Annotated in this window: 24 protein-coding genes; 19 read left to right on the top strand and 5 right to left on the bottom strand. The window is 62.1% G+C overall.

Annotated features, from left to right (window positions below; translation table 11 throughout):
- Positions 1-193: 193 nt before the first annotated feature.
- The 3 genes from mpl to QRN10_RS21825 are packed head-to-tail and all read left to right on the top strand — an operon-like array spanning position 194 to position 2,446.
- Entirely contained in the window at positions 194-1,543 is a 1,350-nt protein-coding gene (mpl, locus tag QRN10_RS21835) for a UDP-N-acetylmuramate:L-alanyl-gamma-D-glutamyl-meso-diaminopimelate ligase (protein ID WP_285429126.1), read from the top strand.
- The gene (ubiX, locus tag QRN10_RS21830) at positions 1,540-2,169 is read left to right on the top strand and encodes a flavin prenyltransferase UbiX (protein WP_181079854.1); all 630 of its coding nucleotides are present in this window, start codon (positions 1,540-1,542) and stop codon (positions 2,167-2,169) included. The genes mpl and ubiX overlap by 4 nt, the downstream gene beginning before the upstream one ends.
- The gene (locus QRN10_RS21825) at positions 2,162-2,446 is read left to right on the top strand and encodes a YceK/YidQ family lipoprotein (RefSeq protein ID WP_285429125.1); all 285 of its coding nucleotides are present in this window, start codon (positions 2,162-2,164) and stop codon (positions 2,444-2,446) included. The genes ubiX and QRN10_RS21825 overlap by 8 nt, the downstream gene beginning before the upstream one ends.
- 62 nt (positions 2,447-2,508) lie before the next feature.
- Here QRN10_RS21825 and QRN10_RS21820 read toward each other — a convergent pair whose 3' ends face one another.
- From QRN10_RS21820 to QRN10_RS21810, 3 genes are all read right to left on the bottom strand, one after another.
- A complete protein-coding gene (locus QRN10_RS21820; RefSeq protein WP_181079852.1) occupies positions 2,509-3,150 on the bottom strand; it encodes an oxidoreductase in 642 nt (213 codons plus the stop codon).
- A gap of 29 nt (positions 3,151-3,179) precedes the next feature.
- Positions 3,180-4,898 (bottom strand): C13 family peptidase, encoded by a 1,719-nt coding sequence (locus QRN10_RS21815; protein ID WP_285429124.1) that lies wholly within the window; start codon positions 4,896-4,898, stop codon positions 3,180-3,182.
- A gap of 105 nt (positions 4,899-5,003) precedes the next feature.
- Positions 5,004-5,459: a MaoC family dehydratase gene (locus QRN10_RS21810; RefSeq protein ID WP_285429123.1), complete on the bottom strand. Its 456-nt coding sequence runs from the start codon at positions 5,457-5,459 to the stop codon at positions 5,004-5,006.
- 203 nt (positions 5,460-5,662) lie between these two features.
- Between QRN10_RS21810 and QRN10_RS21805 the strand changes: the two genes are divergently transcribed.
- From QRN10_RS21805 to QRN10_RS21795, 3 genes are read left to right on the top strand one after another with little or no spacing between them, the layout of a single operon-like run.
- A complete protein-coding gene (locus tag QRN10_RS21805; RefSeq protein WP_181079849.1) occupies positions 5,663-6,025 on the top strand; it encodes a CidA/LrgA family protein in 363 nt (120 codons plus the stop codon).
- On the top strand, positions 6,022-6,738 hold the full coding sequence (locus QRN10_RS21800; protein ID WP_181079848.1) for an LrgB family protein: 717 nt from the start codon (positions 6,022-6,024) through the stop codon (positions 6,736-6,738). The genes QRN10_RS21805 and QRN10_RS21800 overlap by 4 nt, the downstream gene beginning before the upstream one ends.
- Positions 6,739-6,759: 21 nt before the next feature.
- Complete coding sequence (locus QRN10_RS21795; protein WP_285429122.1) at positions 6,760-7,350, top strand: LON peptidase substrate-binding domain-containing protein; 591 nt, start codon at positions 6,760-6,762, stop codon at positions 7,348-7,350.
- Here QRN10_RS21795 and QRN10_RS21790 read toward each other — a convergent pair.
- Both QRN10_RS21790 and QRN10_RS21785 read right to left on the bottom strand, forming a co-directional pair.
- Positions 7,347-8,663, bottom strand: coding sequence for a bifunctional DedA family/phosphatase PAP2 family protein (locus tag QRN10_RS21790; RefSeq protein WP_253509554.1), 1,317 nt, complete (start codon positions 8,661-8,663; stop codon positions 7,347-7,349). The genes QRN10_RS21795 and QRN10_RS21790 overlap by 4 nt on opposite strands.
- A gap of 30 nt (positions 8,664-8,693) precedes the next feature.
- Complete coding sequence (locus QRN10_RS21785; RefSeq protein WP_253509553.1) at positions 8,694-9,377, bottom strand: DNA-3-methyladenine glycosylase; 684 nt, start codon at positions 9,375-9,377, stop codon at positions 8,694-8,696.
- Between the two features lie 174 nt (positions 9,378-9,551).
- Between QRN10_RS21785 and QRN10_RS21780 the strand changes: the two genes are divergently transcribed.
- From QRN10_RS21780 to QRN10_RS21720, 13 genes are all read left to right on the top strand, one after another.
- Entirely contained in the window at positions 9,552-10,817 is a 1,266-nt protein-coding gene (locus QRN10_RS21780) for a glutamate-5-semialdehyde dehydrogenase (protein ID WP_285429120.1), read from the top strand.
- Complete coding sequence (gene nadD, locus QRN10_RS21775; protein ID WP_034115210.1) at positions 10,817-11,461, top strand: nicotinate-nucleotide adenylyltransferase; 645 nt, start codon at positions 10,817-10,819, stop codon at positions 11,459-11,461. The genes QRN10_RS21780 and nadD overlap by 1 nt, the downstream gene beginning before the upstream one ends.
- 69 nt (positions 11,462-11,530) lie before the next feature.
- Positions 11,531-12,025, top strand: coding sequence for a ribosome silencing factor (rsfS, locus tag QRN10_RS21770; protein ID WP_010206793.1), 495 nt, complete (start codon positions 11,531-11,533; stop codon positions 12,023-12,025).
- A gap of 9 nt (positions 12,026-12,034) precedes the next feature.
- On the top strand, positions 12,035-12,502 hold the full coding sequence (gene rlmH, locus QRN10_RS21765) for a 23S rRNA (pseudouridine(1915)-N(3))-methyltransferase RlmH (protein ID WP_003176297.1): 468 nt from the start codon (positions 12,035-12,037) through the stop codon (positions 12,500-12,502).
- Between the two features lie 15 nt (positions 12,503-12,517).
- Positions 12,518-14,416: a penicillin-binding protein 2 gene (gene mrdA / locus QRN10_RS21760; RefSeq protein ID WP_181079843.1), complete on the top strand. Its 1,899-nt coding sequence runs from the start codon at positions 12,518-12,520 to the stop codon at positions 14,414-14,416.
- Positions 14,417-14,447: 31 nt separating this feature from the next.
- A complete protein-coding gene (gene rodA, locus QRN10_RS21755) occupies positions 14,448-15,551 on the top strand; it encodes a rod shape-determining protein RodA (protein WP_181079879.1) in 1,104 nt (367 codons plus the stop codon).
- 17 nt (positions 15,552-15,568) lie between these two features.
- Positions 15,569-16,579, top strand: coding sequence for a lytic murein transglycosylase B (gene mltB / locus QRN10_RS21750; RefSeq protein WP_253509551.1), 1,011 nt, complete (start codon positions 15,569-15,571; stop codon positions 16,577-16,579).
- Positions 16,579-17,583 (top strand): septal ring lytic transglycosylase RlpA family protein, encoded by a 1,005-nt coding sequence (locus QRN10_RS21745; protein ID WP_181079841.1) that lies wholly within the window; start codon positions 16,579-16,581, stop codon positions 17,581-17,583. The genes mltB and QRN10_RS21745 overlap by 1 nt, the downstream gene beginning before the upstream one ends.
- A 185-nt stretch (positions 17,584-17,768) precedes the next feature.
- Positions 17,769-18,926 (top strand): D-alanyl-D-alanine carboxypeptidase family protein, encoded by a 1,158-nt coding sequence (locus QRN10_RS21740; RefSeq protein WP_181079840.1) that lies wholly within the window; start codon positions 17,769-17,771, stop codon positions 18,924-18,926.
- An 84-nt stretch (positions 18,927-19,010) separates the two neighbouring features.
- Complete coding sequence (locus tag QRN10_RS21735; protein ID WP_034100910.1) at positions 19,011-19,286, top strand: DUF493 domain-containing protein; 276 nt, start codon at positions 19,011-19,013, stop codon at positions 19,284-19,286.
- Positions 19,286-19,933, top strand: coding sequence for a lipoyl(octanoyl) transferase LipB (gene lipB / locus QRN10_RS21730; protein WP_253509550.1), 648 nt, complete (start codon positions 19,286-19,288; stop codon positions 19,931-19,933). The genes QRN10_RS21735 and lipB overlap by 1 nt, the downstream gene beginning before the upstream one ends.
- 26 nt (positions 19,934-19,959) lie before the next feature.
- Positions 19,960-20,961 (top strand): lipoyl synthase, encoded by a 1,002-nt coding sequence (lipA, locus tag QRN10_RS21725; RefSeq protein ID WP_253511933.1) that lies wholly within the window; start codon positions 19,960-19,962, stop codon positions 20,959-20,961.
- Positions 20,962-21,112: 151 nt separating this feature from the next.
- A complete protein-coding gene (locus QRN10_RS21720; protein WP_253509549.1) occupies positions 21,113-22,033 on the top strand; it encodes a S66 peptidase family protein in 921 nt (306 codons plus the stop codon).
- Positions 22,034-22,133: the final 100 nt, after the last annotated feature.

The following is a 22,133-nucleotide window of genomic DNA, read 5'->3' as shown; positions in this document are numbered from 1 at the left end:
TTCTTTTTCATGAAGATCAAGAGCGTCTTTCCCGGCAATCCGTGAAGAACCAAAATAAAGCCGGTACTTCAACCGTCGCGTGAAAGATACCCAAGGCCAGGCGCAGGTCTGCTTCGCCTGGCCTTGGGCCGCATAAAGAGTGCGATTTCCCCCTCCCTGCGCTAACCTGCCTCGATGTTTTACGAGGTCGACTATGCACATTCATATTCTCGGTATTTGCGGCACGTTCATGGGCTCGATGGCGGTTCTGGCCAAAGAGTTGGGCCATCATGTCACGGGTTCCGATGCCAATGTTTACCCACCCATGAGTACGCAACTGCAAGCCCAGGGCATTGCGTTGACCCAAGGCTACGACCCGGAGCAGTTCGACCCGGCGCCGGATCTGGTGGTGATTGGCAATGCCATGTCCCGTGGCAACCCGGCGGTCGAGTACGTTCTCAACAAAGGCTTGCCGTACGTGTCCGGCCCGCAGTGGCTGGCCGACCATGTGCTGCAGGGGCGCTGGGTGTTGGCGGTCGCCGGCACCCATGGCAAGACCACCACCAGCAGCATGCTGGCCTGGGTCCTGGAGCACGCAGGCATGAGCCCGGGCTTTCTGATCGGCGGCGTGCCGCAGAACTTTTCGGTGTCAGCGCGCCTGGGTGATACGCCGTTCTTTGTGATCGAGGCGGATGAATACGACAGCGCTTTCTTCGACAAGCGTTCCAAGTTCGTGCACTACCGTCCGCGCACGGCGATTTTGAACAATTTGGAATTCGATCACGCGGATATCTTCCCCGACCTGGCGGACATCGAGCGGCAGTTCCACCATTTGGTCCGTACTATCCCAAGCGAGGGCCTGGTGATCCACCCGACCACCGAACCGGCTCTGCAGCGAGTGATCGATATGGGCTGCTGGACCCCGGTACAAACCACCGGTGTCGGCGGGCAGTGGCAGGTCAAGTTGCTCAGTGACGACGGCTCTCGCTTCGAAGTGCTGTTCGAGGGCGAGTCCCAGGGCATTGTCGAGTGGGGCATGACCGGCCAGCATAACGTCGCCAACGCGCTGGTCACTCTGGCGGCGGCACGGCATGTGGGCGTAGTGCCGGCGATGGGCATTGCGGCGTTGAGCGCGTTCAAGAGCGTCAAGCGGCGCATGGAAAAAGTCGCCGACGTGAACGGGATTACGATCTATGACGATTTTGCCCACCACCCAACCGCTATCGCCACCACGCTTGACGGGCTGCGCAAACAGGTCGGTACGGCGCCGATCATTGCGATTGTCGAGCCACGTTCCAACTCCATGAAGCTCGGCGCGCACCGCGACGGTTTGCCGGAGAGCGTCAACGATGCCGATCAGGCCGTGTGGTACGCCCCGGCCAACCTCGGCTGGGACCTGCCGGCCATTGCCGCACAGTGCACGGTGCCTTCGCAGGTGTGCGATTCCATCGAAGGCATCATCGCGTTCGTCAAACAAAAGGCGACGCCGGGCACCCATGTGGTGGTGATGAGCAACGGCGGCTTCGGCGGCCTGCACGGCAAACTGGCCGAGGCGCTCAAATGAGCGGCCCGGAACGCGTCACGCTGGCGATGACCGGCGCGTCGGGCGCGCCCTATGGCTTGCGCCTGCTCGATTGCCTGGTGCGCGAGGATCGCGAGGTGCACTTTTTGATCTCCAAGGCCGCGCAATTGGTATTGGCCACCGAGACCGATGTGGCACTGCCCGCCAAGGTGCAATTAATGCAAGCCTTCCTGACCGAGTACACCGGGGCGGCGGCGGGGCAGATCAAGGTCTACGGTAAGGAAGACTGGATGTCGCCGGTGGCCTCCGGCTCCGGTGCGCCGGCGGCGATGGTGGTGGTGCCGTGTTCCACCGGCACCTTGTCGGCAATTGCTACCGGGGCCTGCAACAACCTGATCGAACGTGCGGCGGACGTGACCTTGAAAGAGCGCCGCCAACTGATCCTGGTGCCGCGAGAAGCACCCTATTCGAGCATTCACCTGGAGCACATGCTCAAGTTGTCGAACATGGGCGTGACGATCCTGCCGGCGTCGCCGGGGTTTTATCACCAGCCGCAAACCATCGACGACTTGGTGGACTTCGTGGTGGCGCGCATTCTCAATCTGTTGAATATCCCCCAGGACATGCTGCCCCGTTGGGGCGAGCATCATTTGAGCAGCGATGAATAGGGCGCTGCTGGTGCTGATGGCGTTGCACCTGGCCGGCTGCGCCACCGCTCGCACGCTGGACGCCGCGCAACCGGGCGCGCCGGTGGTGTACGCCGGCACGCGGTTGGATTTATACGCAATGAATGGCGGCTGCTGCGCCAAAGACCGGTTTGGCGCCGAAGCACCGAGCTATCCCGGCGTCGACCTGCCGGCCAGTGCAGTGCTCGACACCTTGCTGTTGCCACTGTCAGTGCTGACGGTGCTGGGGGTTGGGTTCAACGCCACGGGCGGGCTTTAGCCTGGGGTTATAGGTCGGTGGACACGCCGCCATCGGGGGCAAGCCCCCTCCCACATTTGGGCTCATTTACCGAGCTTGCGCAGCTCGTCCGACTCCACCACCCGCACTCCGTCCTGTTCTTCCAGCGCCAGGCGCCACATGGCGCGGGCCAGCTCGCACACTTCGATGCCGTGGTATTTACCCGGAATCAGGCGTGACAACGGGCCGGCCAGTTGTTCGGCCAGGCGTGGTTTGAGACGTTCGCCCAGCAGCAACGACGGGCGCACGATGGTCAGTTGCGGCCAGTCCTGAGCTTTGAGCGCCTGCTCCATTTCGCCTTTGACACGGTTGTAGAAGATCGAAGACTTCGGATCGGCGCCGATCGCGCTGATCACGATCAGGTGCCGCGCGCCCATTTCCCGCGCACGTTTGGCGAAGGCCACCACCATATCCAGGTCCACCGCGCGGAACGCTTCTTCGGAGCCTGCTTGTTTGATGGTGGTGCCCAGGCAGCAGAAAGCAATGTCCACCTGCCCGCTGAGCTGCGGCAGGAATACCGCCGGGTCGCCCACTGGGTTTTCCAGGCGCGGATGTTCGGCCAATGGTTTGCGGCTGGGCGCGAGTACGCGAGTGACGGTGGGTTCGTTGAGCAGGCGATCGAGCAGGTGTTCGCCGGTAAGGCCGCTGGCTCCGGCAAGCAAAATATGCTGAGGCGTCAAGTACATGGTGTTTCCCCCTTGTTACACGGTTCAGCTTAGTTGCCTTTGGCTTCCTTGCTATTCATTGAGACGCTTTCCAGCGCCTTTCGTGCCTGCTGCTTGCGTAAGAGTTGCCAGTGAGCGATCACGCCTTTGGGGGCCCAGATCTGTGGTTCGGACGCTTCGAAATTGTCCGCCTGTTCGCGTTCGCTCACGTGCACCTGGGCCAGCTTGAAGGCTTGCTGCAAATCGTCGGTCTGGTTGAAGGCCTGGGCGAAGAGCGCATCGCCGAAGTAGGTGAAGTCGGCTTCTTCAGAACAGCCGAAGGACACCCGATCAGCCCGAGAGGCGGTCATGATCAGGGTGCGCTTGTCTTTAAGGGCCGGGATGAAGCCGCCGGAGTAGCAGGCGGAAATCACGATGACCTTGTCGCGGTTTTTCAAAGGGGCCATGACGATTGCCAGTTCATCGGCGGGCAGGTCGGCCAATTCCATGCGCGGCTGGTCCAGCACCAATTCGTGTTCATGGGTGCCGTGGCTGGTCAGGTAGATAAACACCAGGTCTTCCGGCCCGGTGCGCTCGGCCAGGGTCTGCACGGCGCGGCGCAGGCTCTCGCGCGTGGCCAGGGGGCGGTCGGTGATGTGATCGCGGTGGTTGACCAGGCGAATCTGCCCGCGCGCGCCAAAGCGGCTTGCCAGCAGATTGCTGACGTAATCGGCCTCGCGCAGGAATACGCTTTGTTTACCGTCGCCGGCCAGCACCAGGCTATACAGCTCCACGGCCGGCGTGGAGGTCGGCACGGCGGCGAGGGCGGCATCGAGTAACCGGCCCTGGGCCAGTACGCCTGTTTCCAGTGGGTCGGGCAACAGCCGGCCGTCGGCGTCCCTTACGCGCATGCCGTTGACCCAGGTGCCTGCCTGTACGCTGCCGTCGGCGAGCACGAGGGTGCCTTGCCCCTGATAGTTGTCGCTGTCGAAGCCGCCCACATAGAAGCTGCCGTCGGTAAGGTTCAGACGGCCTTCGCCACTGAAGCGCCAGTCGGCGAACTGGCCGACGTAATGGCTGCCGTCCACCCCGATCAATTCGCCCTTACCGGTCAGCGATCCTTCCTTGAACTGACCGATCCACACATCGCCGTCGGCGTTTTCGTAGCGGCCCTTGCCATTGAGCTGGTTCTGTTTGAACTGGCCGACATAAATGTCGCCATCGGCGCTGTTGAAGATGCCGTTGCCCTCCAGCTGGCCGTCGACGAAGTGGCCGCTGAACTGGTTGCCACTGTCGTCGTTGCGCTGGCCTTCGCCATTGGGCTTGCCATGGGCGAACTGGCCCTGGTACTGGCTGCCGTCGGCCAGCTCAAGGCGCCCGAGGCCGGAATACTGGTCATCCTTGAATTCGCCGCGATAGGTCATCTGCCCCTCTTTGAGGGTGCCTTCGCCATGCCGTCGACCGTTCTTGAAACCGCCCACGTACTGGCTGCCGGCGGTGGTCAGGCTGCCCTGGCCTTCGAACAGACCCTGCCGGAACTCGCCTTTATAGACTTCGCCATTGCTGCCGTGCCATTCGCCCTGGCCATGCCACTGGCCCTTGTCGAACGTGCCGGCGTACCAGCTGCCATTGGGGTAATCCACACGGCCCTGGCCTTGCAGCAAGCCATTGACCACGTCGCCCCGGTAGCGGCCACCATCGGGCAGGCGTGCGTCAGGCGGCAACAGCGATTCGCCGTCTCCGCAAGCGGTGAGCAACAGGGCAAGGGCAAGTGGGGCGAGTGGGCGCATAGCGGGATCCGGATAATTGAGCGCCGAGTATGCCGCAGCTGCGCGTTTCATACATAAATTTACATACCCTGCGACGAGTGTGGGGGCCTCGCCGCAGGGAAAGTCCTACACGAAGTAGAGCGACAGCGACTCGGCGATGTAAGCGGGTTTTTCCTGGCCTTCAATTTCCAGGGTGGCGGTGGCCTTGAGCAGCCATTGGCCAGGTTTTTTTTCAGTGACGTCGGTGAGCTTGACGCTCAGTCGCACCTTCGAATCGACTTTCACCGGCTGGATGAAGCGCACACTGTCCAGGCCGTAGTTGACCGCCATTTTCAGGCCTTCGGGCGCAATGAGGATGTCTTCCATCAATTTAGGCATCAGCGACAGCGACAGGAAGCCGTGGGCGATGGTGCTGCCGAACGGAGTCTGCGCGGCCTTGACCGGGTCGATATGGATGAATTGATAATCGCCGGTGGCTTCTGCGAACAGGTTGATACGGTCCTGGTCGATGGTGAGCCATTCGGAACATCCCAGTTCCTTGCCGACATAATCTTTGAGCTGCGCTACGGGTACATAGGGCATTGCGTCTCTCCTGGGTTCATCGATTTTTCTCCCGGCACAGGCATGCGTTCATCCAGTGGCGGCGGGGCTTTTATGGGTGACAGAGAACCAATGTAGATCATCATGGGCAATCGACTCGGTCAACCCACCATGCTGATGGCGAATGCCTGGGCATAGAGCCGGCGTGCTTATAATGCGAACGTGTTTTGAAGGGGAGAGGACGGATGCTGTTACGTGGCCTGACGTGGCTGGTGCTGTTTCAACTGATCGGCACGGCGCTCAATCATTTGCTGCTGCCGGTTCTGCCGGGGCCCATCATTGGCCTGCTGTTGATGCTCGGCTTTCTGGTGTGGCGCGGCGAAGTGGGTGAGCCCCTGAGCCTGGCCGCCGGCAGCCTGTTGCGCTACCTGCCGTTGCTGCTGGTACCGCCGGCGGTCGGAGTGATGGTGTACGCCAGGGATATCGCCGCTGACTTCTGGGCGATCGTCGGCGCCCTGGTGTTGTCGCTGGTGATTGCCATGGCCGTGATCGGCGTGATGATGCAGCGCCTGGTCAGGCGCCATGCCCATGAGGAGGAGGGCCAATGATCTTCGACTGGCACGGCGCGTGGACAGCAGTGATCCACCATCCCTTGTTCGGCATCGGCATCACCCTGGGTGCCTATCAGTTGGTGCTGGCGGGCTTCGAGAAAACCCGCTGGATCTTCCTGCAGCCGGTACTGGTGTCCATGCTGCTGGTGATCGGCGTGCTGCTCAGCTGTGGCCTGGACTACGCCGAGTACCGCAAAAGCACCGAGATCATGGGCATCCTGCTGGGCCCGGCGACGGTGGCCCTGGCAGTGCCGCTGTACCTGAACCTGCGGCGGATTCGCCAATTGTTCTGGCCGATTTTTACTACGCTGGTGATAGGCGGGGTGCTGGCCACCGGCTTGTGTGTCCTGCTGGGCTGGTGGTTCGGCGCCGAACACATGGTGCTGATGACCATGGCGCCCAAGTCGGTGACGTCACCGATCGCCATGCTGGTGGCCGAGCAGATTGGCGGCGTGGCGGCGCTGGCGGCGGTGTTTGTGCTGATCACCGGCGTGGTTGGCGCCATGGTCGGCCCGGCGTTATTGTCGCGCCTGGGCGTGCACAGTGCCGAGGCGCGCGGCATGGCCCTGGGCATGACTGCCCATGCGGTCGGTACCTCGGTGGCCTTGCAGGAAAGCGAAGAGTGCGGCGCCTTCGCGGCGCTGGCCATGAGTTTGATGGGCGTGGCCACGGCGGTGTTCCTGCCGCTGGCCGTGTCGGTCATTGTTTAAACCGGGTTTAAGGAACGCTTTATGAGTCTGGCGCTGTTTCCACTCAATACCGTGCTGTTTCCTGGCTGCACGCTCGATCTGCAGATCTTCGAGGCGCGCTACCTCGACATGATCGGGCGCTGTATGAAAAAGGACGAAAGCTTCGGCGTGGTGTGCATCCTTGGAAAAACCGAGGCCGGCCATATTACCGACGCTCACGCGGTGGTCGGTTGTGAAGCGTTGATCCGCGACTTCAAACAGCAGGATAACGGCCTGCTGGGCATTCGCGTTGAAGGAGGGCGACGTTTTCGCGTGTATGACGTCACTGTGCAGAAAGACCAGTTGCTGTTGGGTGAGGTGCACTGGCTGGATGAGCAACCGGACAAAGCTCTGGAAGAAGAGGATGAAGACCTGCTGGCCTTGCTGCAGGCCCTGGCCGAACACCCGATGGTCGCGTCATTGGACATGGACACCAACGCTGTTGGCCAACAAGCGTTGGCCAATCAGTTGGCGTATTTGCTGCCGTTCACGGATGACGACAAGGTCAGGCTCCTGACCATGGACAGCCCGCAGGAGCGTCTGGATATGATCCAGGCGCTGCTCGACGAACTGCAGGGCGAGCTGTTCACTTAATAGGCGTAGCGCAGCAGGGCATGCGAAGTACCGACCAGCGCGATAAAACCCATCACCGCCGCCAGTGCCGGCAGCAGCAGCCACCAGGTTTTTTGCGGCATGGCGGGCAGCGGGCGGCGATATTCGCTGAGCCCCAGGCAGAACGCGCACACCGTCATTGCCAGTAATGTGCCGGCAAGGATGTCCGTGGGCCAATGGGCACCGAGGTAAACCCGTGACAACGCGATAAACGCTGCGGGAATACAGCCCAGCAGCATCCAGGTCAGGCGCAGCCGCGTGGGCTGGCCGCGACCGGCCAGTACCGCCAACGCCAGGAAGAACGCGAATGCGCCGGACGCGTGGCCGCTGGGCATACTGAAACTGGTCAGCGGGTCTGTGAGGATTTCCGGACGGCCTCGGGCGAAAAACAGTTTGCTCCCGGTATTGATAAGGGCCGACCCCGCCAGCGTGGCACCGACAAACAGTGCATGGCGCCATTGCCGCGCCAGTAACAACAGGCCGGTAAATACGGCACTGGCGAAAAACATCTTCTTGAACTCACCCAGTTGGGTGATCCGCACCATCACCTCATCCAGCCAAGGGCTGCGGTGCTCCTGCACCAGGGCGCTGAGGCCGTGGTCAAAATTATCCAGCGAGCGATAGCCGATAAACAGTGCGATCAACAACGTCAGGCTGGCGCCGCCTATCCATAAAGTGGCGCGACGATGGCCGCGCAGGCTGCTGTTCAGGCTCAGCCCGATCACTACGGCAAGGCACCCCGCGACCACCGCCGCCTCGGGCCAGAACCCTTCGGGCAACGGCAAGCGGAACGCGGCACCCGTCGCCCAGCCGGGCAGCAGGTAAGCCACCGACCAACCCGCCGCCGCCAGAATGCTGACCCCGGCGAAGCGCGGGAACGGCATGTCGCACATGCCTGCCACCATCGGCAGCATGGGCCGCAGCGGGCCGATGAAGCGTCCGACCAGCAAGCTGGCGATGCCGTACTTGTGAAAGTAGGTTTCTGCGCCGTTCATCCACTCGGGATGTTGGCGCAAGCCGGGCAGGCGCCGAATGTTCTGGTGAAAGTGTCGGCCCAGGTAGTAGGAAACCCCGTCGCCAAGCAAGCCGCCGAGGAAGCCCAGCAGCAATGTCTCGCTCAAGGACAACGCGCCGCTGCCGGCCAGCGCGGCAATGGCGAACAGCAGCACCGTACCGGGCACGATCAACCCGGCAATCGCCAGGCATTCCACGCACGCGACGATAAACACCGCCACGGCCAGCCACTGCGGGTTGACGGTCAGCCAGCCGGTAATGCTATCGAGCCATTGGCCCATACAATCCACTCCATCGGTGTTCGTGGGAATTCACAGCAAAAAATAGTCGCGGCCTTCGACCTGGCCTCGGCGCAGCGGGTTCCGCGTGCAATAAGGCGCATAGCCAGCATCGACGAAGCGGTACATCAGGTGTTCATCGCGGCCGCTGGGGATGCCCAGGCGGGTGGTCTGGATGATCTGCGTCGGGGTCTGGCCGACGTCTTCGACATAGAGGCGCTCCTGGTCAAACCGTTTGGCATCCCACATCGGCACCTTCAACCCCAGCGCCTTGCATAACAGTGTCTGGCCGGCGCACAGCGTGTGCGAAGGACGCGGCAAGCCCTTGGCGTCCGGATTATTGAGCAGCATCTGCGCCAGGCTGTCCGGGCCGGACACCTCATCGACCCACGGGTAGGCCGATTTGATCAGCACCGCGTTGCCGGGGCCCTGGGCGCTGAAGTTCAGGGAGTCGCCACCGCGTGCGTAATACATATAGATATGCCCGCCATCCAGAAACAAAGCCTTACGCTTTTCTGTGTAGCCGAGTGAAGAATGGCTGCCTTTTTCAGCGGCGTAATACGCCTCGGTTTCGATTATTCGCGCCGAAAGCCAGATGTCGCCGACGCGATGGCGGATGACTTTCCCGAGCAATTCACGCGCGAGCAATTGCGCATCGCGGTCGAAGAAGCTGTCGGGCAGGGCGCTGGCGGGGAGTTCGGGGGCAAAGCGGGACATGGCACCAAGGGTTATTGCGGCTAAATGTGACGGAATAATAACAACTCCCGCCTTAATTACCGCTGAAGGCGATGTTTTTACAGTTCATTTCGACCATCCGCCCCTCACCGCTGTCAGTCGGGCGGCGTCACGGCTATAATCTGCCGCTTTCCTCTTTGCCAAGACTCCCCGACCATGACTGAGTCCGTTCTTGACTACATGACCCGCCTGGGTCGCGCTGCCCGCCAGGCGTCGCGGTTGATCGCCCGTGCGAGCACTGCGCAGAAAAATCGCGCCCTGCTGGCCGCCGCCGACGCTCTGGATGCCTCGCGCTCCGAGCTGGCCGCCGCCAACGAACTGGACCTGGCCAACGGCCGTGCCAATGGTCTGGAGCCGGCTCTGCTGGACCGCCTGGCGCTGACCCCGGCGCGCATCGACGACATGATCGAAGGCCTGCGTCAGGTAGCCAAGCTGCCTGACCCCATCGGTGAAATCCGCGATATGCGTTACATGCCGTCCGGTATTCAGGTCGGCAAGATGCGCGTGCCCCTGGGCGTGATCGGCATCATCTATGAGTCGCGCCCGAACGTGACCATCGACGCCGCGAGCCTGTGCCTCAAGTCCGGTAACGCCACCATCCTGCGTGGCGGTTCCGAGGCCATCCATTCCAACCGTGCCATCGCCGCGTGCATCCAGCAGGGCCTGGCCGTGGCCGAGTTGCCGGCCGAAGTGGTGCAAGTGGTGGAAACCACCGACCGCGCCGCCGTCGGTGCCTTGATCACCATGCCGGAGTTCGTCGACGTCATCGTGCCGCGCGGTGGCAAGAGCCTGATCGAGCGCGTGAGCCGCGATGCCAAGGTGCCAGTGATCAAGCACCTGGATGGCGTCTGCCACGTGTACATCGACATCGCGGCCGATATCGACAAGGCGATCCGCATCGCCGACAACGCCAAGACCCATCGCTACGCGCCGTGCAACACCATGGAAACCCTGCTGGTGCACGCCGGCATTGCCGAGCGCGTGCTGCCAGCGCTGGCGGCCATCTACCGTGACAAGGGCGTGGAGCTGCGTGGTTGCGAGCGCACCCGCGCGCTGCTGGGCGCCGACGTGATCGAAGCCACCGAGCAGGACTGGTACACCGAATACACGGCGCCGATCCTGTCGATCCGCATCGTCGACGACCTGGACCAGGCCATCGAACACATCAATACCTATGGCTCCAAGCACACCGACGCAATCGTGTCCGAGCATTTCAGCGATGCGCGCCGGTTCCTTAATGAAGTGGACTCCGCTTCGGTGATGGTCAACGCCTCGACGCGTTTTGCCGACGGCTTCGAGTACGGCCTGGGCGCGGAGATCGGCATTTCCACCGACAAGCTCCATGCTCGCGGCCCGGTGGGCCTCGAAGGTCTGACCAGCGAGAAGTATGTGGTGTTCGGCGATGGGCATGTGCGCACTTGATGGCTAAGCGTATCGGGCTGCTCGGCGGTACCTTCGACCCTGTGCACATCGGCCACCTGCGCAGTGCGCTGGAGGTGGCGGACGCGCTGGCGCTGGATGAACTGCGCCTGATCCCCAATTTCCGGCCGCCCCATCGCGACACGCCGCAAGTGTCGCCCCAGCAGCGTCTGGAAATGGTGCGTCTGGCGGTGGAAGGCATTGCACCGTTGGTGGTGGACGACCGCGAACTCAAGCGCGATAAACCGTCTTACACGGTCGACACCCTGGAACTGATGCGCGCCGAACTGGCCGCGGACGACCAGTTGTTTCTGCTTTTGGGCTGGGACGCATTTTGCGGCCTGCCCTCTTGGCATCGCTGGGAGGATCTCCTCCAGCATTGCCACATCCTGGTTCTGCAACGCCCGGATGCCGACAGCGAACCGCCGGATGCCTTGCGCAACCTGCTGGCCGCGCGGTCGGTAAGTGACCCCTTGGCCCTGACCGGGCCGAACGGGAATATTGCATTCGTCTGGCAGACCCCGCTTGCGGTGTCCGCCACCCAGATCCGTCAACTGCTGGCCAGCGGGAAGTCGGTACGGTTCCTGGTGCCTGACGCGGTCCTGGCCTACATCGATGCGCACGGGCTTTACCGTGCGTCGAACTGAAAAGGCGCGCTTGAACGTACGAAACGTCGTACAGCGAGCGCCCGAACATACGAGCAAAACGAGTTTTATATGACCAACAAAGACGTAAGCAAAGTTAAGCGCAAAGGCACTTTCAAAAGCGCCCCTCTGCCGGTAGAAGCCCACACCGGTCCGGAACTGGCCGGCGAAGAGCTGGTAAAAGTCGCCGTGGCGGCCCTGGAAGATGTGAAGGCCCAGGACATCCAGGTGCTGGACGTGCGCGATAAGCAGAGCATCACCGACTACATGATCATCGCCACCGGTACCTCCAACCGCCAGATCGGCGCGATGCTGGACAAGGTGCGCGAAGCCGTCAAAGCCCAGGGCGTCAAGCCGTTGGGTGAAGAAGGCAAGGGCGACAGCGACTGGGTGCTGTTGGACATGGACGACGTGATCGTCCACATGATGACGTCCAACGCCCGCCAGTTCTACGACCTGGAGCGTCTGTGGAAAGGCGCCGAGCAAAGCCGTGCCGCCGATGGCAAGCACCACAGCCCTGAAGTGGGCCACGCTCACTTCGACAAGCTCAACAAAGACCAGGAATAAGGAACGGCTGTGCGCCTGCGTCTGATTGCTGTCGGTTCACGCATGCCCAAGTGGGTGGAAGAAGGCTGGCATGAGTATGCCAAGCGTCTGCCCGCCGAGCTGTCGCTGGAGCTGGTGGAGATACCGCTCAACACCCGGGGCAAGAATGCCGACGTGGCGCGCTTTATTCGTCAGGAAGGCGAAGCCATGCTGGCCAAGGTCGGCCCCAACGAGCGCATCGTCACCCTGGAAGTGCACGGCAAGCCCTGGAGCACCGAGCAGTTGGCGGTGGAATTGGACCGCTGGCGCCTGGACTCGCGCACCGTCAATTTCATGGTCGGTGGCCCGGAAGGGCTGGCGCCGGAAGTCTGCGCGCGGGCGGACCAGCGCTGGTCGCTGTCGGCACTGACGCTGCCGCACCCGTTGGTAAGGATCCTGATCGGTGAACAGCTGTATCGCGCCTGGACAGTTCTGTCCGGGCACCCTTATCACAAATAGTCTGCGCCCCTCCCGATGACTCAGCCGATCCGCATCAAGGACCATGAGAAAGACGCACGTCTGGTACGTGCGCGCGTGGTGTTTGGCGCGATCATGGTGGTGACGCTGATCGGTGTACTGATTGCGCGCCTGTATTTCCTGCAGGTGATCCAGTACGACTATCACTCCACGCTGTCGGAAAACAACCGTGTGCATGTGCAGCCGATTCCGCCGACCCGTGGGCTGATTTTCGACCGCAATGGCGTAGTGGTGGCGGATAACCGGCCCAGCTTCAGCCTCAGCATGACCCGCGAGCGTTCCGGCGACTGGCAGCAAGTGCTCGACGTCATTGTCGAGGTCCTGCAGCTGACCCCGGAAGACCGGGTGATCTTCGAGAAACGCATGAGGCAGGGGCGCCGACCGTTCGAGCCGGTGCCGATTCTGTTCGAGCTGACCGAAGAGCAGATCGCACGCATTGCGGTGAACCAGTTCCGCCTGCCGGGCGTGGAAGTGGTGGCGCAGTTGGTGCGGCACTACCCGCAGGGGCCGCACTTTGCTCACTCCGTCGGCTATATGGGGCGCATCAACGAGAAAGAGCTGAAAACCCTCGACCCCGTCAATTACAGCGGCACCCACCATATCGGCAAGACCGGCATCGAGCGTTTCTACGAACCCGAGCTGCACGGCCAGGTGGGTTACGAAGAAGTCGAGACCAACGCGCGCGGCCGCGTGTTGCGGGTGCTCAAGCGGACCGACCCGGTGCCGGGCAAGGACATCGTGCTGAGCCTGGACATCAAGCTGCAGGAAGCCGCCGAGATGGCCCTGGGTGGCCGGCGTGGCGCCGTGGTGGCGCTGGACCCGAAGACGGGCGAAGTGCTGGCCATGGTCAGCCAGCCCAGCTTCGACCCCAACCTGTTCGTGACCGGTATCAGCTTCAAGGCCTACGCCGAGCTACGCGATTCCATCGATCGGCCGCTGTTCAACCGGGTGCTGCGTGGCCTGTATCCGCCGGGTTCGACGATCAAGCCGGCGGTGGCGATTGCAGGTCTGGACGCCGGTGTGGTGACCGCTTCCAGTCGGGTATACGACCCCGGTTACTACATGTTGCCCAATTACGATCACAAGTACCGTAACTGGAACCGTACCGGTGACGGCTATGTCGACCTGGACACCGCGATCATGCGCTCCAACGACACCTATTTTTATGACCTGGCCCACAAGCTGGGCATCGATCGTCTGTCGGCCTACATGGGCAAGTTCGGCCTCGGGCAGAAAGTCTCCCTGGACATGTTCGAAGAGTCCCCAGGCCTGATGCCGTCGCGGGAGTGGAAGCGCGCGACGCGCCGCCAGGCGTGGTTCCCGGGCGAAACCCTGATCCTGGGGATCGGTCAGGGCTACATGCAGGCGACGCCGTTGCAACTGGCCCAGGCTACCGCGCTGGTGGCCAACAAAGGCGTGTGGAACCGTCCGCACCTGGCCAGGACCATCGAAGGCGAAAAGCCGGTGGATGAGAACCCGATCCCGGACATTGTGCTGCGCGACCCATCGGACTGGACCAAGGTCAACCACGGCATGCAGCAGGTGATGCACGGCGCGCGCGGTACGGCGCGCAAGGCAGCGATCGGCGCGCAATACCGCATTGCCGGCAAGAGCGGTACCGCCCAGGTGGTGGCGATCAAGCAGGGCGAGAAATACGACCGTTCCAAGGTCCAGGAACGCCACCGCGACCACGCGTTGTTTGTCGGCTTCGCGCCGGCCGACGACCCGAAAATCGTGGTGGCGGTGATGGTCGAGAACGGCGAGTCCGGTTCCGGCGTCGCCGCGCCTGTGGTGCGCCAGGTGATGGACGCCTGGCTGCTGGCCGAGGACGGCAGGCTCAAGCCTGAATATGGCGGCCCCCCTTCAACCACCGAGGTTACGGCCAGTGAAGAGTAATTTTGACCGCATCCTCTCCAGCGAGGATGTGATGCGTCGCCGCGCGACGTTGCTGCAGCGCATGCACATCGATGGTCCGTTGCTGATCCTGCTGCTGACGCTGGCGGCCGGCAGTCTGTTTGTGCTGTATTCGGCCAGTGGCAAGAACTGGGACCTGCTGATCAAGCAAGCGTCGTCGTTCGGCCTGGGCCTGTTGTCGATGGTGGTGATCGCCCAGCTGGAGCCGCGCTTCATGGCGCGCTGGGTGCCGCTGGGCTATGTGGTCGGCGTGTTGTTGCTGGTGGTGGTGGACGTGATGGGCCATAACGCCATGGGCGCCACGCGCTGGATCAACATTCCAGGGGTGATTCGCTTCCAGCCGTCGGAATTCATGAAGATCCTGATGCCGGCCACTATCGCCTGGTACCTGTCCAAGCGCACGTTGCCGCCGCAGCTCAAGCACGTAGGCATCAGCCTGATCCTGATCGGCGTGCCCTTTATCCTGATTGTGCGCCAGCCCGATCTCGGTACTTCGCTGCTGATCCTGGCCGGCGGTGCGTTCGTGCTGTTCATGGGCGGGCTGCGCTGGCGCTGGATTCTCAGCGTGCTGGCTGCCGCGGTGCCGGTGGCGGTGGCGATGTGGTTTTTCTTTATGCATGACTACCAGAAGCAGCGGATCCTCACGTTCCTCGATCCGGAAAGCGACCCGCTGGGCACCGGCTGGAACATCATCCAGTCCAAGGCGGCAATCGGTTCGGGTGGGGTGTTTGGCAAGGGCTGGCTGTTGGGCACCCAGTCGCACTTGGATTTCTTGCCCGAGAGCCACACCGACTTCATCATCGCCGTGTTAGGCGAAGAGTTCGGCCTGGTGGGGATCTGCGCCTTGCTGCTGATCTATTTGCTGTTGATCGGTCGCGGCCTGGTGATTACCGCCCAGGCGCAGACGCTGTTCGGCAAATTGCTCGCAGGCAGTTTGACCATGACGTTTTTTGTTTACGTTTTCGTCAACATCGGTATGGTCAGTGGCCTGCTGCCGGTGGTTGGGGTGCCGTTGCCGTTCATTAGCTACGGCGGAACTTCGCTGGTGACGTTGATGTCAGCGTTTGGGGTTTTGATGTCGATTCATACGCATCGCAAGTGGATCGCACAGGTTTGAATAAGGTGAAGATGTCAATGCAAGTAATGCGCGGCTGGGCGACTCGGCATGCGTCCTGGATGGGCCTGATTGGGCTGCTGGGGGCAACGCAGGAGACGCTGGCCGGTGACTACGATGGTTCACCTCAGGTCGCCGAATTTGTCGGTGAAATGACCCGCGACTATGGTTTCGCCGGTGAGCAACTGATGGGCGTGTTCCGCGAAGCCCAGCGCAAGCAGGCGATCCTCGACGCCATCTCCCGCCCCGCCGAACGTGTGAAGCAATGGAAGGACTATCGCCCGATGTTCCTCACCGATGCCCGCGTGGCCCGTGGCGTGGACTTCTGGCGCCAGCATGAAGCCGCCCTGGCCCGCGCCGAGCAGGAATACGGTGTGCCGGCCCAGGTGATTGTGTCGATCATCGGCATCGAGACCTTTTACGGGCGTAATACCGGCAGCTACCGGGTGGTCGACGCGTTGTCGACCCTGGGCTTCGATTACCCGCCGCGTGCCGAGTTCTTCCGCAAGGAGCTGCGCGAATTCCTGCTGCTGGCCCGCGAAGAGCAAGTCGACCCGCTGACGCTCAAGGGCTCGTATGCCGGCGCGATGGGCTTGCCGCAATTCATGCCGAGCAGCTTTCGCGCGTACGCGGTGGATTTCGACAACGACGGCCACATCAATATCTGGAGCAACCCCGACGATGCCATCGGCAGCGTGGCCAGCTACTTCAAGCGCCACGGCTGGGTTGCCGGCGAACCGGTGGTGGTGCGGGCGGACGTCAGCGGGGAGCGCGCCGACGAGGGCCTGACCCAGGGCATCGAGCCGGCCAGGACCGTCGGGGAGTTGCGGGCGCTGGGTTGGTCGAGTCAGAATGCGCCCCACGACGACATGCCGGTAACGGCGTTTCGCCTGGAAGGCGAAAACGGCCCTGAATACTGGATGGGCCTGAAGAATTTCTACGCAATCACGCGTTATAACCGCAGTGTGATGTACGCCATGGCCGTGCATCAGCTGTCAGACATGCTGGTCCAAGCACGGGGCAACAAGTAATGCGGGCATCGCCGTTCAATAAACCGCTCAAGCTGGTGGCGTTCACCGCGTTGTCCTTGCTGGTTGTCAGCTGTTCCACCTCCACCAGTCGCGGTCCGGCGCAGAAGTCCGGCGGCACTGTTGTCCGGTCTCAGCCTGGCCTGGACATCAACCGCGCGCACAAAGACGGTGCGCCGTGGTGGGATGTGGATGTGTCGAAGATTCCCGACGCCACACCGACCCTGCACACCGGTGCCTACAAGGCCAACCCTTACACAGTGCTGGGCAAGACCTACTTTCCGCTGCAGGACTCCAAGACCTACGTGCAGTCCGGCACGGCGTCCTGGTACGGCACCAAGTTCCATGGCCAGAACACCGCCAATGGCGAAGTGTATGACCTGTACGGCATGAGCGCAGCCCACAAGACCCTGCCGTTGCCAAGCTATGTACGCGTGACCAACCTGGACAACCACCGCACGGTGATCCTGCGGGTCAATGACCGTGGGCCGTTCTATTCGGATCGCATCATCGACTTGTCCTACGCCGCCGCCAAAAAGCTCGGCTACGCCGAAACCGGCACCGCGCGGGTCAAGGTCGAAGGCATCGACCCCGCGCAGTACTGGGCCCAGCGCGGCAAGCCGGCGCCGTTGATGCTCAACGAGCCGCAGACCCCGCAACCGCAGATCACCGCGTCGGCGGGCAAGGTCGAACAGTGGACGCCGCCGCCGCAACAGCATGCCCCGGACACCGTGGCCGTGCCTCAGGCCGCGCCGGGTGCCTCTCTGGCGGGCGGGCAATACCTGCAGGTCGGCGCTTTTGCCAACCCGGATGCGGCGGAACTGTTAAGGTCCAAGCTCAGCAGCATGGTCAATGCGCCGGTGTTCATCAGCTCTATCGTGCGCAACCAGCAGACCCTGCACCGCGTGCGAATGGGCCCGATCGGCTCGCCGAGCGAGGTTGCACAAGTGCAGAACAGCGTGCGTCTGGCCAACCTGGGGCAACCAAGCCTGGTCACCGCCGAGTAAGCAGTAATGGATTGATGGTTCAGGCGCGTACGCGGGCCTGGGCCCTGGTTGTTGGCTCGTTTGAACAATAAAAACCCGGGAGCAAGGGGTGAGCGGGCAACCGAACACGCGACAGTCTGGTAGCGGGCTGTCTGAATAAGTTTTGCCCGCGAGGGCAAGTTTCCATAAGCAATTTCGAGAGACGGATGAACATCACCACCTTAGCCAAACGCACGTGCCTGCTTATCTCGCTGATCATCACCCCGGCCGCCTGGGCGGTTGAAATGGTGCCGGCTTCACCGCAACTGGCCGCCAAGGCCTGGGTGCTCATGGACGCCGCCAGCGGCAACGTGCTGGTCGAGAACAACGGTGACCAGCGCCTGCCGCCGGCCAGCCTGACCAAGCTGATGACTGCCTATATCGCGACCCTGGAAATCCGTCGCGGCCAGATCGGCGAAAACGATCCGGTGACCGTCAGCGAAAACGCCTGGCGTACCGGCGGTTCGCGGATGTTCATCAAGGTGGGCTCGCAGGTCACCGTGAGCGACCTGCTGCACGGCATCATCATCCAGTCCGGCAACGACGCCAGCGTCGCCCTGGCCGAGCATATCGCCGGCAGCGAAGACGCGTTCGCTGACATGATGAACAAAACCGTGGCCGACCTGGGCATGACCAACAGCCACTTCATGAACCCGACCGGCCTGCCGAACCCAGAGCACTACTCGTCGGCTCATGACATGGCGATCCTGGCGCGCGCGATCATCCGCGTCGACCCGGTGCACTACGCGATCTACTCCCAGAAGGAGTTCTTCTGGAACAACATCAAGCAGCCTAACCGCAACCTGCTGCTGTGGCGTGACAAGACCGTCGACGGTCTGAAAACCGGCCACACCGAAGAAGCCGGCTACTGCATGGTGTCCTCGGCGGTACGTGACGGCCAGCGCCTGATCGCCGTGGTGTTCGGTACCAACAGCGAACAGGCCCGTGCGGCCGAGACACAGAAACTGCTGACCTATGGCTTCCGTTTCTTCGAAACCCAGACCTTCTACCAGAAGGGTGCTGAGCTGGCGACCGCGCCGGTGTGGAAAGGCGCGACCTCCCAGGTCAAGGCCGGCCTGGCCGAAGACCTGACCCTGACCATGCCTAAAGGCCAGCTGAAAAAGCTCGCTGCCAGCATGACCATGAACCCGCAATTGGTTGCGCCGATCGCCAAGGGCGACGTGATCGGTAAAGTCGAAGTGAAACTGGACGACAAGGTGGTGCACAGCGCCGACCTGATCGCGCTGGACGCCGTCGACGAAGGTGGTATCTTCCGCCGCGTGTGGGATAGCATCCGTCTATTCTTCTACGGCTTGTTCAACTGATTGTGTGCACCTGCAAAGCCCCGCGTTGATAAGACGCGGGGCTTTGCCGTGGCCACGGCTTACCGCTTACGAGGCTGTTCTGCCATGACCGATAAAGAAGTAAAGGCGCCCAAGATCGAGTTCCCGGTGACGGATTATCCCGTCAAGGTGATCAGCGATACCGGTGTTGGCAACAAAGACAAGATCCTCGACATCGTGCGTAAACACGCCACGATCAACGACAACCGTGTGGACGAACGCTCCAGTACCAACGGTAAATACACCACGATCCAGTTGCACATCGTGGCGACGGATCAGGACCAGCTCTACAACATCAACAGTGAACTGCGGGCCACCGGCTTCGTACACATGGTGTTGTGATGCCGCAGGTCCTGGGCTTTCGCGAGCTCGGCCAGATGGCCTACGAGCCCGTGTGGCATGCCATGCAGCGCTTCACCAACGAGCGCGGCACGTCGGCACCGGATGAGGTCTGGCTGGTGGAGCACCCGCCGGTATTTACCCAGGGCCAGGCCGGCAAGGCCGAACACCTGTTGCTGCCGGGGGATATTCCGGTGGTGCAGGTCGACCGAGGTGGCCAAGTGACTTACCATGGGCCCGGTCAGCTTGTCGCTTACCTGTTGTTGGACGTGCGCAAGCTGGGGTTTGGTGTGCGTGATCTGGTCAGCCGCATCGAGGCTTGCCTGATCGAGCTGCTGGCCAGTTATGGCGTGACCGCCGCCGCCAAGCCGGATGCTCCGGGGGTGTATGTGGACGGTGCGAAAATCGCCTCCCTGGGGCTGCGGATCCGCCACGGCTGTTCCTTTCATGGCCTGGCCCTGAACGTGGACATGGACCTGGCACCGTTCCGACGCATCAACCCGTGCGGTTATGCCGGGTTGGCGATGACACAACTGAGCGAGCACGTCACACCGATTAAATTTGCCGAGGTAAGTGCCCGGCTGCGTGCGCAGCTCGTCAAACACCTCGACTATGCTGAGCAGACGACCCTCACGGGCGGAATCGACTGATTATGACTACTGATGCAGTGCAAACCATGATCCCGACGCTGGACGTTACCGAGCGTCCGGCCCCGGCCCCGCGTGCCAAGGTGGAAGCCGGTGTCAAGCTGCGCGGCGCCGAGAAGGTTGCACGCATCCCGGTGAAGATCATTCCGACCACCGAACTGCCGAAAAAGCCCGACTGGATCCGCGTGCGCATCCCGGTCTCGCCGGAAGTCGACCGTATCAAGGCCCTGCTGCGCAAACACAAGTTGCACAGCGTGTGCGAAGAGGCCTCCTGCCCGAACCTGGGCGAGTGCTTCTCCGGCGGCACCGCCACCTTCATGATCATGGGTGACATCTGCACCCGTCGCTGCCCATTCTGCGACGTCGGCCACGGCCGGCCGAAGCCGCTGGACGTCAACGAGCCGCAAAGCCTGGCCATCGCCATCGCCGACCTTAAACTCAAATACGTGGTGATCACCTCGGTAGACCGCGACGATCTGCGTGACGGCGGTGCCCAGCACTTTGCCGACTGCATCCGAGAAATCCGCAAGCTGTCGCCCAACGTTGTGCTCGAAACCCTGGTGCCGGATTACCGGGGCCGTATGGACGTGGCGCTGGAAATCACCGCCGCCGAGCCACCGGATGTGTTCAACCACAACCTGGAAACCGTGCCGCGCCTGTACAAGGCTGCGCGTCCGGGTTCGGACTACCAGTGGTCGCTGACCCTGCTGCAAAAATTCAAGCAGATGATGCCGCACATCCCGACCAAATCCGGCCTGATGCTGGGGTTGGGCGAGACCGACGAGGAAGTGATCGAAGTCATGCAGCGCATGCGCGAACACGACATCGACATGCTGACCCTGGGTCAGTACCTGCAGCCGTCGCGCAATCACTTGCCGGTACAGCGTTTTGTGCACCCGGACACCTTCGCCTGGTTCGCCGAGGAAGGCTACAAGATGGGCTTCAAGAACGTGGCATCGGGCCCGCTGGTACGTTCTTCGTACCACGCTGACGAGCAGGCCAAGCTGGTCAAGGCAAGCCTGATCTCCTGATCGGAGTTTAGATCCGGAGTGGGAGGGGCTTATGTGGGAGGGGGCTTGCCCCCGATAGCGGTAGGTCAGTCACTCCTGTGCTGGCTGATCCACCGCTATCGGGGCAAGCCCTCTCCCACATTCGTACTGCGTTAACCAGGGAGAGTTGTGTATGACCATTGCCGTTCCAGCCCTTCGTTCCGAAGGCACCATCGCCCTGATTGCACCTGCCGGCCCCGCCGCGCTGGATGTTGAAAAGGCCGGCCAATGGATGCGCACCCGCGGCTATGGTCTGCAAATTTTTCCTGGGGTGTATGAACGCGACGGCTACCTTGCCGGCAGCGATGAGGTGCGCTTGCGTGACCTGCACGCCGCTTTCGCCGACCCTGAAATCGATGCGATCTTCTGCCTGCGGGGCGGCTACGGCACGCCACGGCTGTTGGACTGTTTGGACTTCGACCTTCTGCGCGCCAATCCCAAGCCATTTGTCGGCTATAGCGACATTACCGCCCTGCACCTGGCTATCAATCGCTACGCGGGCTTCGTGACCTTTCACGGGCCGATGCTCAATGCCGACCTGCTCGGCGACAAGCAGCAACCTACCGAATCCTCACTGTTCAGCCTGCTGCGTGGGCAACTGGGCGCTGGCAGCGTGCTGACGCACCCCGTGGCCTACCCGCTGACCACTCTTGAGCCCGGCATTGCCTGTGGGCGTCTGCTGGGAGGCAACCTGTCGATGATTGCGGCGGTGATGGGTACGCCTTACGAAATCGATGCGCAAGGCATCATCCTGTTTATCGAGGACGTCAACGAGCCGATCTATCGCATCGATCGTCTGCTCACGCATTTGCGCCTGGCGGGCAAGTTGGCTCAGGTAGCTGGGGTGCTGGTCGGGGACGTGGCGGGAGTGGATAACGTCGCGCTGCAGCGCCTGCTCAAACAGACATTTGAACCGTTGTGCATTCCGGTGCTGGCCGGCTGGCGCAGTGGGCATTGCGATCCGAACCTGACCCTGCCGATGGGCGCGTGGGTGCGGCTGGATGCGGGAGAGCAGCGGGTGGTGTTGGAGCAGGATGTGGTCGTTACACTTTGAATCTGGGATCACTCGCTAAACCGCCATCGGGGGCAAGCCCCCTCCCACATTGATCAGTGATCGACATGACAACTCGGTCAGCTGTGGGAGGGGGCAAGCC

This window comes from Pseudomonas sp. lyk4-R2A-8 (genome assembly GCF_030209095.1).
Classification (GTDB): domain Bacteria; phylum Pseudomonadota; class Gammaproteobacteria; order Pseudomonadales; family Pseudomonadaceae; genus Aquipseudomonas; species Aquipseudomonas quebecensis.
The sequence above is the reverse complement of the archived record's forward strand: the minus strand, read 5'-3'. Positions and strand labels throughout refer to the sequence as shown.

Bases quoted from the DNA above. Each gene is read 5' to 3' on its own strand.
- rodA (WP_181079879.1), top strand. From the start codon at position 14,448: ATGCGTCGCCGCGCGACGTTGCTGCAGCGCATGCACATCGATGGTCCG.
- rsfS (WP_010206793.1), top strand. From the start codon at position 11,531: ATGACCAACAAAGACGTAAGCAAAGTTAAGCGCAAAGGCACTTTCAAA.
- QRN10_RS21720 (WP_253509549.1), top strand. From the start codon at position 21,113: ATGACCATTGCCGTTCCAGCCCTTCGTTCCGAAGGCACCATCGCCCTG.
- QRN10_RS21790 (WP_253509554.1), bottom strand. From the start codon at position 8,663: ATGGGCCAATGGCTCGATAGCATTACCGGCTGGCTGACCGTCAACCCG.
- lipA (WP_253511933.1), top strand. From the start codon at position 19,960: ATGATCCCGACGCTGGACGTTACCGAGCGTCCGGCCCCGGCCCCGCGT.
- QRN10_RS21780 (WP_285429120.1), top strand. From the start codon at position 9,552: ATGACTGAGTCCGTTCTTGACTACATGACCCGCCTGGGTCGCGCTGCC.
- QRN10_RS21795 (WP_285429122.1), top strand. From the start codon at position 6,760: ATGAGTCTGGCGCTGTTTCCACTCAATACCGTGCTGTTTCCTGGCTGC.
- QRN10_RS21815 (WP_285429124.1), bottom strand. From the start codon at position 4,898: ATGCGCCCACTCGCCCCACTTGCCCTTGCCCTGTTGCTCACCGCTTGC.
- QRN10_RS21805 (WP_181079849.1), top strand. From the start codon at position 5,663: ATGCTGTTACGTGGCCTGACGTGGCTGGTGCTGTTTCAACTGATCGGC.
- QRN10_RS21825 (WP_285429125.1), top strand. From the start codon at position 2,162: ATGAATAGGGCGCTGCTGGTGCTGATGGCGTTGCACCTGGCCGGCTGC.
- QRN10_RS21810 (WP_285429123.1), bottom strand. From the start codon at position 5,459: ATGCCCTATGTACCCGTAGCGCAGCTCAAAGATTATGTCGGCAAGGAA.
- QRN10_RS21745 (WP_181079841.1), top strand. From the start codon at position 16,579: ATGCGGGCATCGCCGTTCAATAAACCGCTCAAGCTGGTGGCGTTCACC.
- nadD (WP_034115210.1), top strand. From the start codon at position 10,817: ATGGCTAAGCGTATCGGGCTGCTCGGCGGTACCTTCGACCCTGTGCAC.
- QRN10_RS21740 (WP_181079840.1), top strand. From the start codon at position 17,769: ATGAACATCACCACCTTAGCCAAACGCACGTGCCTGCTTATCTCGCTG.
- mrdA (WP_181079843.1), top strand. From the start codon at position 12,518: ATGACTCAGCCGATCCGCATCAAGGACCATGAGAAAGACGCACGTCTG.
- mpl (WP_285429126.1), top strand. From the start codon at position 194: ATGCACATTCATATTCTCGGTATTTGCGGCACGTTCATGGGCTCGATG.
- mltB (WP_253509551.1), top strand. From the start codon at position 15,569: ATGCAAGTAATGCGCGGCTGGGCGACTCGGCATGCGTCCTGGATGGGC.
- QRN10_RS21785 (WP_253509553.1), bottom strand. From the start codon at position 9,377: ATGTCCCGCTTTGCCCCCGAACTCCCCGCCAGCGCCCTGCCCGACAGC.
- ubiX (WP_181079854.1), top strand. From the start codon at position 1,540: ATGAGCGGCCCGGAACGCGTCACGCTGGCGATGACCGGCGCGTCGGGC.
- QRN10_RS21735 (WP_034100910.1), top strand. From the start codon at position 19,011: ATGACCGATAAAGAAGTAAAGGCGCCCAAGATCGAGTTCCCGGTGACG.
- QRN10_RS21800 (WP_181079848.1), top strand. From the start codon at position 6,022: ATGATCTTCGACTGGCACGGCGCGTGGACAGCAGTGATCCACCATCCC.
- lipB (WP_253509550.1), top strand. From the start codon at position 19,286: ATGCCGCAGGTCCTGGGCTTTCGCGAGCTCGGCCAGATGGCCTACGAG.
- QRN10_RS21820 (WP_181079852.1), bottom strand. From the start codon at position 3,150: ATGTACTTGACGCCTCAGCATATTTTGCTTGCCGGAGCCAGCGGCCTT.